The 12,269-nt window shown below is 50.6% G+C and carries 14 protein-coding genes; 2 read left to right on the top strand and 12 right to left on the bottom strand.

Going from position 1 to position 12,269, the window contains the following annotated elements; genetic code table 11:
• Nucleotides 1-56 precede the first annotated feature (56 nt).
• Together fabZ and D3P07_RS20655 are read right to left on the bottom strand one after the other, a co-directional pair.
• The gene (fabZ, locus tag D3P07_RS20660; protein ID WP_119802157.1) at nucleotides 57-488 is read right to left on the bottom strand and encodes a 3-hydroxyacyl-ACP dehydratase FabZ; all 432 of its coding nucleotides are present in this window, start codon (nucleotides 486-488) and stop codon (nucleotides 57-59) included.
• A 150-nt stretch (nucleotides 489-638) separates the two neighbouring features.
• Nucleotides 639-1,169 carry a CDP-alcohol phosphatidyltransferase family protein gene (locus D3P07_RS20655; protein WP_119802237.1) on the bottom strand — a complete coding sequence of 177 codons (531 nt, stop codon included), beginning with the start codon at nucleotides 1,167-1,169 and terminating at the stop codon, nucleotides 639-641.
• A gap of 206 nt (nucleotides 1,170-1,375) precedes the next feature.
• Here D3P07_RS20655 and D3P07_RS20650 point away from each other — a divergent pair, with 206 nt between their 5' ends.
• Nucleotides 1,376-1,987, top strand: coding sequence for a TetR/AcrR family transcriptional regulator (locus D3P07_RS20650; protein ID WP_119802156.1), 612 nt, complete (start codon nucleotides 1,376-1,378; stop codon nucleotides 1,985-1,987).
• A 42-nt stretch (nucleotides 1,988-2,029) separates the two neighbouring features.
• Nucleotides 2,030-3,487, top strand: a complete 1,458-nt coding sequence (locus D3P07_RS20645) for an MDR family MFS transporter (protein ID WP_119802155.1) — start codon at nucleotides 2,030-2,032, stop codon at nucleotides 3,485-3,487.
• A 244-nt stretch (nucleotides 3,488-3,731) separates the two neighbouring features.
• Here the strand turns inward: D3P07_RS20645 and D3P07_RS20640 are convergent, their stop codons facing one another.
• From D3P07_RS20640 to D3P07_RS20600, 10 genes are all read right to left on the bottom strand, one after another.
• The gene (locus tag D3P07_RS20640) at nucleotides 3,732-4,154 is read right to left on the bottom strand and encodes a DNA-directed RNA polymerase subunit beta (RefSeq protein WP_119802154.1); all 423 of its coding nucleotides are present in this window, start codon (nucleotides 4,152-4,154) and stop codon (nucleotides 3,732-3,734) included.
• A gap of 20 nt (nucleotides 4,155-4,174) precedes the next feature.
• The gene (locus tag D3P07_RS20635) at nucleotides 4,175-5,014 is read right to left on the bottom strand and encodes a flagellar hook-basal body protein (protein ID WP_119802153.1); all 840 of its coding nucleotides are present in this window, start codon (nucleotides 5,012-5,014) and stop codon (nucleotides 4,175-4,177) included.
• A gap of 33 nt (nucleotides 5,015-5,047) precedes the next feature.
• Complete coding sequence (locus D3P07_RS20630; RefSeq protein WP_119802152.1) at nucleotides 5,048-5,914, bottom strand: flagellar hook-basal body protein; 867 nt, start codon at nucleotides 5,912-5,914, stop codon at nucleotides 5,048-5,050.
• 488 nt (nucleotides 5,915-6,402) lie between these two features.
• Complete coding sequence (gene mreB, locus D3P07_RS20625) at nucleotides 6,403-7,392, bottom strand: rod shape-determining protein MreB (RefSeq protein ID WP_119802151.1); 990 nt, start codon at nucleotides 7,390-7,392, stop codon at nucleotides 6,403-6,405.
• Between the two features lie 150 nt (nucleotides 7,393-7,542).
• Nucleotides 7,543-7,830 (bottom strand): sporulation transcriptional regulator SpoIIID, encoded by a 288-nt coding sequence (spoIIID, locus tag D3P07_RS20620; protein ID WP_119802150.1) that lies wholly within the window; start codon nucleotides 7,828-7,830, stop codon nucleotides 7,543-7,545.
• Between the two features lie 178 nt (nucleotides 7,831-8,008).
• Nucleotides 8,009-8,755 (bottom strand): M23 family metallopeptidase, encoded by a 747-nt coding sequence (locus D3P07_RS20615; RefSeq protein WP_119802149.1) that lies wholly within the window; start codon nucleotides 8,753-8,755, stop codon nucleotides 8,009-8,011.
• A 64-nt stretch (nucleotides 8,756-8,819) separates the two neighbouring features.
• A complete protein-coding gene (gene spoIID / locus D3P07_RS20610) occupies nucleotides 8,820-10,097 on the bottom strand; it encodes a stage II sporulation protein D (RefSeq protein ID WP_259391619.1) in 1,278 nt (425 codons plus the stop codon).
• 254 nt (nucleotides 10,098-10,351) lie between these two features.
• A complete protein-coding gene (murA, locus tag D3P07_RS20605; RefSeq protein WP_119802148.1) occupies nucleotides 10,352-11,716 on the bottom strand; it encodes a UDP-N-acetylglucosamine 1-carboxyvinyltransferase in 1,365 nt (454 codons plus the stop codon).
• A 76-nt stretch (nucleotides 11,717-11,792) separates the two neighbouring features.
• Nucleotides 11,793-11,969 carry a hypothetical protein gene (locus D3P07_RS27190; RefSeq protein ID WP_182914433.1) on the bottom strand — a complete coding sequence of 59 codons (177 nt, stop codon included), beginning with the start codon at nucleotides 11,967-11,969 and terminating at the stop codon, nucleotides 11,793-11,795.
• Between the two features lie 21 nt (nucleotides 11,970-11,990).
• Nucleotides 11,991-12,257, bottom strand: coding sequence for a DUF1146 domain-containing protein (locus D3P07_RS20600; RefSeq protein WP_259391618.1), 267 nt, complete (start codon nucleotides 12,255-12,257; stop codon nucleotides 11,991-11,993).
• Between the last annotated feature and the right edge of the window lie 12 nt (nucleotides 12,258-12,269).

The following is a 12,269-nucleotide window of genomic DNA, read 5'->3' as shown; positions in this document are numbered from 1 at the left end:
TCGACTACCTCTCCCTTGTCCATAGGATTCTTTATCGATCATTTAAATCTCAGGCATTAAGAACGATCAGACAGCGCAAACATCAGCTCACCCTCTGCGACGACCTTATCTCCTACTTTAGCTGTAGCTTTTCCTTTGCCGATCGGCCCCTTCAAACGGGTAATCTCCACTTCGAGAATAAGCGTATCGCCCGGCTTCACCTGATCGCGGAAACGAAATCCGTCAATTCCTGCAAAGAACCCCAGCTTCCCCTTATTCGCCTCGACCATCAGCATAGCTACAGAACCAACCTGAGCAAGCGCCTCCACGATCAATACGCCCGGCATAACCGGATAACCTGGGAAATGACCGGTGAAAAACGGCTCGTTCATCGTGACATTCTTAAGTCCTACTGCGCGTACGCCCGGTTCGACCTCCAAAATACGGTCAATAAGCAAAAATGGCGGTCTGTGCGGAATGATTTCTTGAATTTGATTAATATCCAGCATAAAAATGACTCCTTTCAACAATTTAGAGTATAAAACGGGCCTAACTAAGCGAAACTAGTCCTATCCTTCATAAACTGCAGATTATGGAGGTTAAGATAAGGGGGCTTGACCTTCGGACCTTGAAGTTCCGGGATCAAGCCTCTTTCTGTTTTATACTTGCTCTGTAGTTGTGTTATTCTCGCGATTCAGTTCTTTATAAGACGCCAAATATACGAAAGATGTTACGAACGAAAACGCAATGACGATCCACAAGTATGTATGTGCGAATGGCGCTTGAAAGAATATAAACATGATCGCAAAATAAAACATCACGGTCGTCAGCTTACCCATCCAATTGGCAGGCACCGTCCGTTTTCCCCGAAAATGCGTCATTAGCCCTCCCGCAATCATGCCGAGATCGCGCAAAAACATAGCTCCTGCGGCCCACCATGAAATATGGCTCGTCAGCAGCAACGATAAAATGACGGTAATCAGCATAAGCTTATCCGCCAGAGGGTCCAGCATCTCGCCAACCGTCGTAACTTGTCCGTACTTGCGGGCAATATAGCCGTCCATCACATCTGTGACTCCGGCGGCCACCACGACGAGAAAGGCCGGAATCATGTGACCGCTAACAAATATACCAATATAGACAGGAATCAACAGAAATCGCAATGAAGTCAGCAGATTAGGCAGATTCAAACGCAACGCTCACACTCCTCCTAGTCCCCGGAATGTCCCACCATGGTTCCCAACTATTATAAACTACCTATTCCAAAATGAAAACAAACTCCGTTTGCAGGCAATGAAGAAAGGAATTGCGCAAAAGGATTGTGCATGCTACAATACTGACTGACCGTTCAGTTTACGTTTTGTAAGCGGTCAGTTGACAGGGAAGGAGAGGCGTCTTGAACAAAAAGAAAACGCAAAGCGAAGAGACGAAATCGCGTATTATAGAAGCTGCGAATATCCTGTTTTCGCAACGAGGCTATCACGCTGCATCTATAGAAGATATTGCTTCCGCTACCGGAGTGAGCAAGGCCAATATTTATTATCACTTCAAAAGCAAGGAAGGATTATTCCTCACGCTGCTGGACCAATACGAAGCGGAATGGAAGTCGCTATGGGCAGAGCAGGAACAGCTCTATGAATCCACAACGGATATGCTCAATGGCATGATTCAAGCTGGTCTTGAACGCGGATTCCATCATCCCTTGAACCGGGCAGCCAGAGAATTTTTTGAGGAAGCCTGGGGCAAGAGCGAAGAGGGCTGCCGCCAAATCGCCATTAAGACGGAGGAGAATCGTGTTTTTTACCAAAGACTGATTCAACGGGGCGTTGATTCCGGAGAATTCAAGCCGGTGAACACCTCCGACCTTGGCCGCATTCTGGAAGGCATGTTCCGCGGGCTTGGCGATTCCTCGCAAGATTTGAGTCTAGAGGAAGCGATTCGGCTTTACCGTGTAGCGCTGGACGCTTTGCTTTATGGGATTAGAGCAAGTGACTTAAGGAAAAACTAAGTACAGAACCTATGGATATGGATTTGGAGGGTTAAAGCAATTATGAATACATCAGCAGCCGCAACTAGCGCGGCTCCGCAAGATCTGGGCAATATTAAGCGATTGCCTATTTTGATTTCCCTAATTATCGGCGCGTTCTTCTCGATATTGAATGAAACGCTGCTGAACATCGCTTTTGTCGATCTCAGTATCGATTTCAACGTTGACTATACAACGGTTCAGTGGCTGTCGACAAGCTATCTGCTCGTTGTCGGTATCCTGATTCCGGTGTCCGCATTATTAGTACAATGGTTTACGACCAGGCAAATGTTTTTGGGAGCGATGACACTCTTCTCCATCGGTACGCTTGTATGTGCCCTCGCACCTGAGTTTTATGTCTTGCTGATCGGTCGTGTGATTCAAGCACTGGGTACCGGCCTCATGCTGCCGGTTATGATGAATACCATTCTTGTACTCTATCCGCCTGAGAAACGCGGCGCTGCGATGGGCAGTATGGGTCTGGTTATTATGTTTGCCCCGGCTATCGGCCCTACACTGTCAGGTCTGATTCTGGAATCGCTGGATTGGCGTTGGTTGTTCTATCTGGTACTGCCGTTCGCGATCTTCTCCATCCTGTTCGCGGCCGTCTTCCTGAAGAACGTATCCACGATCACAAAACCACGGGTAGATATTCTATCCATGCTGTTATCAACGGTCGCTTTCGGCGGTCTCGTATTCGGCTTCAGCAGTCTGGGCGAAGGCCATGGCGGCTGGTCCAGCGAGCGTGTCTACCTGTCTGTTATCGCTGGCGGCATCGCGCTGATCTTATTCGTCTGGAGACAGCTTGTCTCCAAAGAGCCGATGCTCGATCTCCGGGCATTCAAAGCACCCATGTTTTCTTTCGCAACCGTACTTATTATCATTGTCATGATGTCCCTGTTCTCCACCTTGCTGCTTCTGCCGATTCTAATGCAGCAGGGGATGATGATGACCGCATTCGCAGCAGGCCTTGTTCTTCTGCCCGGCGGTATTGCCAATGGTTTCCTGTCTCCGATTACCGGCAAGCTGTTCGATAAATTCGGACCGCGTGCGCTCGTAATTCCAGGGGCAGCTATCCTTGTCGTCGTCATGTTCTTCTTCACCCAAATATCGCTCGACACCAGCAAAGGCATCATCATTCTGCTGCATGTCACAATGAGCATAGCGATGTCCATGATTATGATGCCGGCTCAAACGAACGGATTGAACCAATTGACGCCTAAGTTCTATCCGCATGGTTCCGCTATTATGAATACGCTGCAGCAAGTATCCGGCGCAATTGGCATTGCCTTCTTCATCAGCGTAATGACGACTAGCCAGAAGAATTATCTTGCGGACGTTGCTGATCCGATGTCCAAGGTTGAGCTTGCGAACTCACTCAGCGTTGGCGTGAACAGCTCGTTCAAGCTTGGATTGGTGTTCGCCATTATTGCACTGATCATGTCGTTATTCATCAAACGTTCCGTCGCACCAAAGGTTTAAGATCACGGATTGCCAGGCGCCGCATCATTTAGGCAAGGCTTTGTCTGAGCGGACTTGCCTGAAATAGCCACAGGCGGAGCGCTCGACGGAACAACACAACGATCTCTTCTCATGGAGCCCCGTTTAACGGGGCTTTATTTTTTCACTCTGTATGCTGCATGATGTTTTCAAATAAAAAAAGAGCCATTCATACAGTGTATACACTGCATAAACCAGCTCTCTTGATTATATCGACATGTATGGATCAGGATTCAGCGAAGACCAGATCATACAGATGGCGCCAGGTTGCCCATTCGAACACATCGCCTTTGGAACCGTCACCTAAAAATACGAAGCCTACGTAAAGTCCGACGATCAGCATAACAATCATCACAATAGGTACAATGCTTTTGCGCAGCACCCAGAAGATCATTCTTGCCCACTTCGGAAATCTGTACACCTCTTCGTCTTCCTCGCCTGACACCTCATGCACAGGCTTGCGGCTTTTATCCTTTATCGGATCTGCTGCCTCGCCCGAATACCCGGGCTGAGTGCCGCCATGCCGCTGCGTACGGGAAAGCGTCGTGCTCATAGAGCCGTAACGCAAGGTTCTTCCCTCGTCGCCTTCTTTCTTCATGGACTCGTTCTCGAATTCTCTGCGGGTCGCGGGGATTCGATCATCGGCCATACCATCACCTTCATTCGTTCTTACGCGCGTATCGAGTTCGCAAGGCCCATCATCGTATCGCTGGACGATAAAGCTCTTGCTGCTAATTGATAAGCACGCTGAACATTGATAAGCTCCGTCGCTTCATCGACATATTCGACGTTGGACTGTTCCAGATAGCCTTGACGCAAAGCGATCCGATTATCCAGAGTTGGCGTAATCTCCTGAACAACATCGTCTATATTGATGCCCGTCGCGATTGCGAACAAATTATCCGCTACTGCCGTCAGCGCGGCCGGACGGGTTGCTTGAAGCAATTTGATGCTGCCCAGATTAATCGTACCTGCAGAAGATACGCCAAGCACGGTGCCGTCAGCATCGACACGGAGATTATAGCCTGCTGGCAACACAATATTCCCCTCGACGATATTTCCGTTGCCGTCAGGGATATTCGCGATAACCGGGTAGCCTTTTTCCGTTGCCAAAATCGTATCACCGTTTGCCGCCATCGTCAACTGGAAGGCGCCGCTGCGCGTATAGGCACGATTGCCGGCACCGTCTACTTGCACTTCAAAAAGCGCATTTCCTTCAATCGCCAGATCCGTCGGCACGCTCGTTTCTTTCATCGGCCCTTGGGACAGATTCGGCTGAATCATGGTCAGCTTAGAGCCCCAGCCCTGGTTGAAATCAAGCGGTGTCAGCCTTCCCGGCTGGCTGAATGTATCGGGTTGTCTCTTGACATTATTAAGCAAATCCTCGAAAGTCGCTTCCTTCTTCTTGTAGCCTACAGTATTGACGTTGGCCATATTGTCAGCGATGAGGTCCAGCTTCTGCTGAAGCGCGTTCATCGATACCATCGCATTGATCATGGATGCATTCATGCCGCCGTTCCTCCCTTAGCTCGTCCGAATCGTCTAGCCTACCCGTCCTACCTCATTAGCTGCTTTCTGCAAGCTTTGGTCATAAAATTGAATGACCTTCTGATTGGCTTCATAAGCGCGCAGAGCAGACATCAGGTCAACAGCCGCCTGGGCGGAGTCCACGTTGGAACGCTCCACATAACCTTGTCTAACTTCAATCCGCTCCCCAACCTCGATCGGCCGGGCTTGTCCGCGGTCGTCGACGAAACGGAAGTTGCCGTTGCCTTCTCTCACCAGATCATTCGGATTCTCTATTCTAGTAATGAGCAGTTGAGCGCCAATATCGACGCCGTTGCTATCTACAAAGCGCTGGTCGTCTGTCAGAATCAGGCTATCCAGCCCTACTCCCGCAGGAAGCTGGATCGGCGCCCCATTGGTGCCAAGAACGTTCGAGCCATCGCTGGTCATCAGGAATCCATCTCCCGTAACCGTAAACTTGCCGCCCCTTGTATAACGTATATCGCCATTGCCATCCTGAACGGTAAAGAAGGCTTGCGGCTGGAATACCGGCAGGCCATCCGGGCCAATGGCCTTCCCCGATGCGTCAAAGGCAAGTCCGTCTACTTCTATATTGGATATCAATGCAAAGTCGGAGGACTGGTTGGTCTGAGTCAGATCGCCCTGCAGGTGAATAGACAGACTCTCCTCAGCAAATACTCCGCTTGTCCAGCGTCCGACCGTCGCGCGCTCCGCCTGATCCACGCCTGTCAAAGACAATAGCATCTCCGGGAACGAGCGTGTGACCGCGTTAGTCTGCTTGTAGCCCGGCGTATGGATATTGGCGATGTTGTTCGTCACCGTGTCGTGGCGACGCTGTTGGGCAATCATGCCCGATGCTGCCGTATATAGTCCTCTTAGCATGACAATTCCTCCTCAAATGTTTACGAAGTAAACATAGCTTCGAAAGCATACGCTTAATGTTTACGAAGTAAACATAGCTTCGAAAGCATACGCTTAATGTTTACGAAGTAAACATAGCTTCGAAAGCATACGCTTAATGTTTACGAAGTAAACATAGCTTCGAAAGCATACGCTTAATGTTTACGAAGTAAACATAGCTTCGAAAGCATACGCTTAATGTTTACGAAGTAAACATAGCTTCGAAAGCATACGCTTAATGTTTACGAAGTAAACATAGCTTCGAAAGCATACGCTTAATGTTTACGAAGTAAACATAGCTTCGAAAGCGTGATCGCTTCCGTCCCGATTCGTACTTCTCTATCCTCTATTATCGGTTGGAAACCAGACCCTATGAATAGTCCATGCCTATGACCTTAGACTCATTTCCGCCTCGGCCCGCCCCCCAATGGCGCCCTACCCGCGAAAGCTTGTCCTTTGACAAATCGAATTTATTTTCTGAGCTTGTCCAAGTTATCGAGCAGAATGCCCGTCCCTTTAACGACGCAATGCATCGGATCTTCGGCGATTAAGACCGGCACCTTCAGCTCGTCAGCAAGCAACGCATCTAGCCCATCCAGCAGCGCGCCGCCACCGGTCAAGATTACACCTCTGTCGATGATATCCGCCGACAGCTCTGGCGGCGTCTGTTCCAGCACGAATTTAGCAGCGGCTACAATGGACATTACAGGGTCCCATAGCGCTTCCCTAATTTCGCCCGAACGAATCGTTACCGTTAGAGGCAGTCCGGAGACCATGTCGCGGCCCCGAATATCCATCTCATCCTGGCGGCCGTTGTCGTATACCGTACCGATCTTAATTTTGATATCCTCGCTTGTTCGCTCACCGATTAATAGCTTGTACTTGCTTTTGATGTACTTCATGATGGAATCGTCGAACTTGTCACCCGCCACTTTGATAGAAGACGCTGTAACAATATCGCCCATAGACAAGACGGCTACGTCTGTCGTGCCGCCGCCGATATCCACTACCATATTGCCGCTAGGCTGGAAGATATCCATGCCTGCTCCAATCGCAGCAGCCTTAGGCTCCTCTTCCAAATACACTTCTTTTGCGCCGCTGCGCTCGGCAGCCTCGCGTATCGCCTTCTGCTCCACGGAAGTAATATTCGTTGGGGCGCAGATGAGAATACGTGGACGGCTGAACCACTTGCGGCCGTCCACGCGGTCAATAAACGCTTTCAACATAATTTCCGTAATCTCGAAATCGGCAATAACGCCGTCCCTCAGCGGCCGGATGGCCACAATATTGCCAGGCGTACGCCCGACCATGCGATGCGCGTCCTCGCCAACAGCGAGCACCTTCTTGCTGTCACTCTCAATGGCGACGACAGACGGCTCGTCAAGCACGACGCCTTTCCCTTTCACATGAATAGACACATTGGCTGTCCCAAGATCAATTCCGATATCCTTGCTCAGCATAAGGCTTAAGTCCCCCAACGAATAATGATAATCGTAACGTTCCACTTCTGTTTTCCCAGAACAGGAAAAACCCCTAACGAACATTATTCGCCAAAAAGGACAAAAATCCTCTATGCTTTGTAAAAAAATCAGGAATCCCTACAGAAGACGTTACGCTTTTCCGGCAGCCAATACCTCACGTTTTTTGGCACTTGTTTTTTTGTACTTGATTTTAGTCGCTTCGCCTCCCCTGAGATGCCTGATCGATTTGTGGTATTCGAGAATGTGCTTCACCTGGTCTGCCAGGTCGGGGTTAATCTCCGGCAACCGTTCGGTCAAATCCTTATGCACCGTGCTCTTGGACACGCCGAACTCTTTGGCGATCGTTCGCACCGTATGCTTCGTCTCCACGATGCAACGGCCTATTTTAATGGTTCGCTCTTTGATGTAATCGTGCACGTTCCCGCCTCCCTACTCGAGATAGTTTGGTACATTATATGAGTGGAGCGGGTAGATATTCTTTATGTCCAAGCGTGACAAGCCCCGAAAGGCAATAATTTTTGAAAAAAAACAAAACAAGCGGGGGAATTGTCCCCCGCCTGTCGCAACTTTCGGCCTATTCGCCAGCTTCCTTAAATTATTCGGAAATGTACTGGCTTGGATTAACCGTCTTGCCGTTCAACCTGGTTTCGAAGTGCAGATGGATGCCAAGATCGCGCTCCAGGTCGCTGCGGCCCGCTTGAGCGATAACCGCGCCTTGAGTCACCTCATCGCCTTCCTCCACTTGAACGCCCGTCAAGCTTTGGTACACGGTCACGAGGCCGTTGCCATGGCTAATCTCAATCATATTGCCATTGAGTGGATGCGGCTCCACACGCGTTACCTTGCCGTCCAGAGCGGCAAGCACGTCGAACGGCTGTCCGTTCGGATCGACGAAGTCGATGCCTGTATGCGGCGAATACGTGGTTCCGACCTGGATAAGCGCTGCTTCCTTGTCGGTCTCACTTGCTTTCTCATCATAAAACTTGGTTTCCACTTGCAGATCCTGCTTGCTCGCCACCGGCCATTTCATGTCCTCGGCGATAGCCACGACGTCGACTTCATCTTCTGGCGCAACCTGGCCTTCGCCTTCTTCACCTTGCGCGACCTCAGTAGAGTTGTCCGGGCCTGTAGTCGGCTTCGCCGGATCAGATCCCTGATAGATCCACATTAAGGTTACGATAATTGCCGCCGCAGCCATGAAGATTGCTGGAGAAACCCAACGCTTAGCGAATAGTTTCTTCAGTCCGCTGCTAGATTTCGCGGCAGACGCTCCTCCCAGTGAGTTTTTGGGAGTTTCCTCTGGTCTTTGCTTTTGTTTGTTGTTCTGGTTTTGATCATTCATTGATATCACCTCACTAGCCATTGTTGCCACATCTGCTAGGTTTATACGTGAGGCATATCAAATTTTAAGAGGTTGTCCGGATTGGAAGCTTCGAAGCTTGTTCCACTTTCGTTCCCGTATAGTAATGCATTAGAATATCGCTCGCCGACCTGCCTTCTTGCGCCATTCCGTTGGCGCCCCACTGGCTCATGCCGACACCATGGCCCAGCCCGTAGGTGAGGATGACAATCTCGTCATCTTCGATCTTCCAGCTGAAATGAGAGGATGCAAGACCCAGCTTCTCTCTTACTTCCCTGCCGCTAAAAGATTTTCCATTAATGACAACCTCTTTGATCCGGTTTCCTTCCGTTCGTTTCGCTACATGAATGGTTAGCTTGGAGCTGGCTGCCTTTCCCTTTAAACCAAGCGCGCGGTACAATTCCTTCTTGGAGAATGAAGTCTCCGCTTCGTATCGGGGAGAGATCTCTGCATCCCAGGGGCTCTCTACACTGCGCAAGTAAGGGAGCGATTGCGTCCAGTAGTCCTCCGCGTTTTCCGTAAACCCATTGCTAGTAGAAAAAAACGCCGCTTCGATGGGCTCGCCGTCATAAGTTAGAATAAATCCGCGCGTCTCGTCTACCGCACGTTTGAGCTTGGACAAATTCACTGTTTTATCCTGGCCCTTCCACCTTTTGCCCAGCTCGTCCTTCGATAGATACGCCTGATGCTGCACCGTATCCAGCACATCCGCTCTCTCGCTGGCCATTGCTGCCGAAGACAGCCGGCGAACAATATAAGTACGGGCCGCAATGGCTTGCGCCTTCATCGCCTCCAGCTCAAAGTCAATCGGCATTTCCGCGGCAAGCACACCCATTACATACGTTTCCAGCGGTACGCTCTCTACCTTCTTCCGCTCCGTCAGATAGACGCGAACGCGCTGATTGTCCAATGCGCCTTTGGCCGGGACCGCCAGTTCCGCCGCTTCCGTTCTCGGTTCACTGACCGGGACCGGCTCAACAACAACCGGGTCCGGTTGTTTCTTTGCTCCGTCATTTTGCCGTACAACAGGCTGCGGCTTTGCGCTGTAGTCCACCCGTGCGGCAGGCTCGGCCGATTTCGGAGCAATCCCTGCCGTTTCATTCAGATGAGACGAAGCCGCGGCTCCTCTCTCTGCCGCTGACTGACCGGAGGCCATGATCATGCCTCTCATTCCGAATATCATGAATCCGAGCAGGACGCCGATGCAGAAGACCATCCACCATTGCTTGCTTCTTCGCAAGCTTAATCCAACTCTAGCAAGCTTTCCCGCCATGCTAAGCCTGCCGCCCCCCTCCATTCCAGCGCTGGAGCCGCTTGTCTCCATATCACGCTTCTATCTGAACGTCTCTTGCCCACGTCCTAATAGTACAGTCTATGAAGTCGTCTAGTAGGATAGAAGCAAAATGAAGCTTCTCTAATCTCTTTTGCGGCGGGTTCTATCAATCGCACCCTATTCCCTTTCTTATCCAGGCAATCGGCCTCTGCCGTGCATCAAAAAACGGGAGATTCCTTGCTCCGTCCGGTAATACCGGACAAGCTGCAAGAAAACCTCCCGTTTGTTCTTGTTTGGTGGTGGCATTATGCCCAAGTAGGCTGCACTTTCAGTACAGCAACTTCCTTCTCCCGCTTGTACGTTGCTGAATCAGCCGCTTTGCTAGCCGCTTGAGCAGTCGCAACGCTCTCTGCCGCTTCCTCACGATAGATCGTGGCGCCAAGCGATGCCAGCTTGCCCGTAATATCTACGTAACCGCGATCAATATGGTGCAGGCCGGTTACTTCCGTCTCACCCTCAGCTCGTAATGCGGCACAGATCAGAGCAGCGCCTGCGCGAAGATCGGTAGCGCATACCTTCGCTCCTGTGAGCGGTACGCCGCCGGTCACAATGGCGGAGCGTCCATCTACCTTGATGCTGGCATTCATCTTCTGGAATTGTTCCACATGCATGAATCGATTCTCGAATACCGTCTCCGTTACGACGCTCGTACCCTCCGATACAAGAAGCAGCGCCATCATCTGAGACTGCATATCCGTTGGGAAGCCAGGATGCGGCAGCGTCTTGACGTCAACCGCCTTAAGCGGACTGGCGGAGCGGACTCGGATGCCGCTGTCACTTTCGGTAATCTCGACGCCCATCTCTTGAAGCTTGGAGATGACTGGCATCAGATGATCGGCGATGGCTCCTTCAATAAAGACATCCCCGCCTGTAATGGCAGAAGCAATCATATACGTGCCTGCTTCTACGCGGTCCGGAATGACATTGTGCCTGGCGCCCTTCATGCGCTCTACGCCCTCGATGCGGATCATGCCTGTGCCTGCGCCGCGAACCTTGCCGCCCATCGCATTGATGTAGTTGGCCAAGTCCACAATCTCCGGCTCCTTCGCCGCATTTTCGATGGTGGTGGTGCCGCTCGCCAGAGCAGCCGCCATCATGATGTTTTCCGTTGCGCCCACGCTTGCGACATCCAAATAAATTTTGGCGCCTTTCAGTCTGGTCGGCGCTGTCGCCTCGATAAAGCCTTGACCAAGTGTAATCTCGGCGCCCATCGCCTCGAAGCCCTTCAAATGCTGGTCAATCGGTCTGGTACCGATTGCACAGCCGCCCGGCAGCGAGATCCTAACCTTTCCGATACGGGCCAGCAAAGGACCCATAACCAGGAAAGACGCTCTCATCTTGCGGATGAGTTCGTAAGGCGCTTCGAATGATGAGATTAAAGGTGCGGATACCCGCATGGTTTCATTATTATAGGAAATTTGGGCTCCCAGGGAAGCGAGCACGTTCTGAATCGTCATAACGTCGTCGAGGAGGGGAACGTCACAGATGACGCTGTCTCCTTCCGTCGCTAGTAATGAGGCAGCAAGAATGGGGAGCACTGCATTTTTGGCGCCGCTTACGCGGACCGTGCCCGTTAGACGCTGGCCTCCGCGGACGATAATTTTAGTCATCTTTGTGTTCCCTCCGCGAATAGCAATTTCAATAATTAGACAGATTTCGATCGCATTACTAACCTTCATCTTAACATTATGCTGCAATAATCGACAAGGGTAAAATTCCTTCCACTTTTTGCTTCTGCGCCTGTTGGCGTAAATAGCGAGGTGGAATACAGCGGTGGCAGCCACCTAACCCCTTGCTGCCAGCTGGTACTGTTCTTTTTTTGTCGACGAATTTCAACAAATCATGCAGCTTGATATTACCCATTGTTAACATGTTTCGCTGTTGTTATTCGACAAAGGTTTTCAACATGACGGTGTAATTCCAATATTGCAATATAAACTGTGCGAACAAATGTCCTAGTGCAACTGTGAGCAACAATTTCAAAACCTGTGCCTTTCGGCTGTTTGGAAAATGGAAGAACGTCTCCCATTTCACTTCACGAATCAGCATCCATACAAGCAGAATGCTAAGCAGCTCCACTACAATGGAGAACAGACCGGTTAATCCGTTCATCCGGAGAAAATCACCCATAAAATCATTGCTTGTTGCCATAGCTCCTCCTCA

Source organism: Paenibacillus sp. 1011MAR3C5, assembly GCF_003591485.1.
Taxonomy (GTDB): Bacteria; Bacillota; Bacilli; order Paenibacillales; family Paenibacillaceae; genus Pristimantibacillus.
The sequence above is the reverse complement of the archived record's forward strand: the minus strand, read 5'-3'. Positions and strand labels throughout refer to the sequence as shown.

Coding starts and splice junctions, on each gene's coding strand:
- fabZ (WP_119802157.1), bottom strand. CDS start 488: ATGCTGGATATTAATCAAATTCAAGAAATCATTCCGCACAGACCGCCA.
- D3P07_RS20645 (WP_119802155.1), top strand. CDS start 2,030: ATGAATACATCAGCAGCCGCAACTAGCGCGGCTCCGCAAGATCTGGGC.
- D3P07_RS20640 (WP_119802154.1), bottom strand. CDS start 4,154: ATGGCCGATGATCGAATCCCCGCGACCCGCAGAGAATTCGAGAACGAG.
- D3P07_RS20635 (WP_119802153.1), bottom strand. CDS start 5,014: ATGAATGCATCCATGATCAATGCGATGGTATCGATGAACGCGCTTCAG.
- D3P07_RS20630 (WP_119802152.1), bottom strand. CDS start 5,914: ATGCTAAGAGGACTATATACGGCAGCATCGGGCATGATTGCCCAACAG.
- mreB (WP_119802151.1), bottom strand. CDS start 7,392: ATGCTGAGCAAGGATATCGGAATTGATCTTGGGACAGCCAATGTGTCT.
- D3P07_RS20615 (WP_119802149.1), bottom strand. CDS start 8,755: ATGAATGATCAAAACCAGAACAACAAACAAAAGCAAAGACCAGAGGAA.
- spoIID (WP_259391619.1), bottom strand. CDS start 10,097: ATGGAGACAAGCGGCTCCAGCGCTGGAATGGAGGGGGGCGGCAGGCTT.
- murA (WP_119802148.1), bottom strand. CDS start 11,716: ATGACTAAAATTATCGTCCGCGGAGGCCAGCGTCTAACGGGCACGGTC.
- D3P07_RS27190 (WP_182914433.1), bottom strand. CDS start 11,969: ATGGGTAATATCAAGCTGCATGATTTGTTGAAATTCGTCGACAAAAAA.
- D3P07_RS20600 (WP_259391618.1), bottom strand. CDS start 12,257: ATGGCAACAAGCAATGATTTTATGGGTGATTTTCTCCGGATGAACGGA.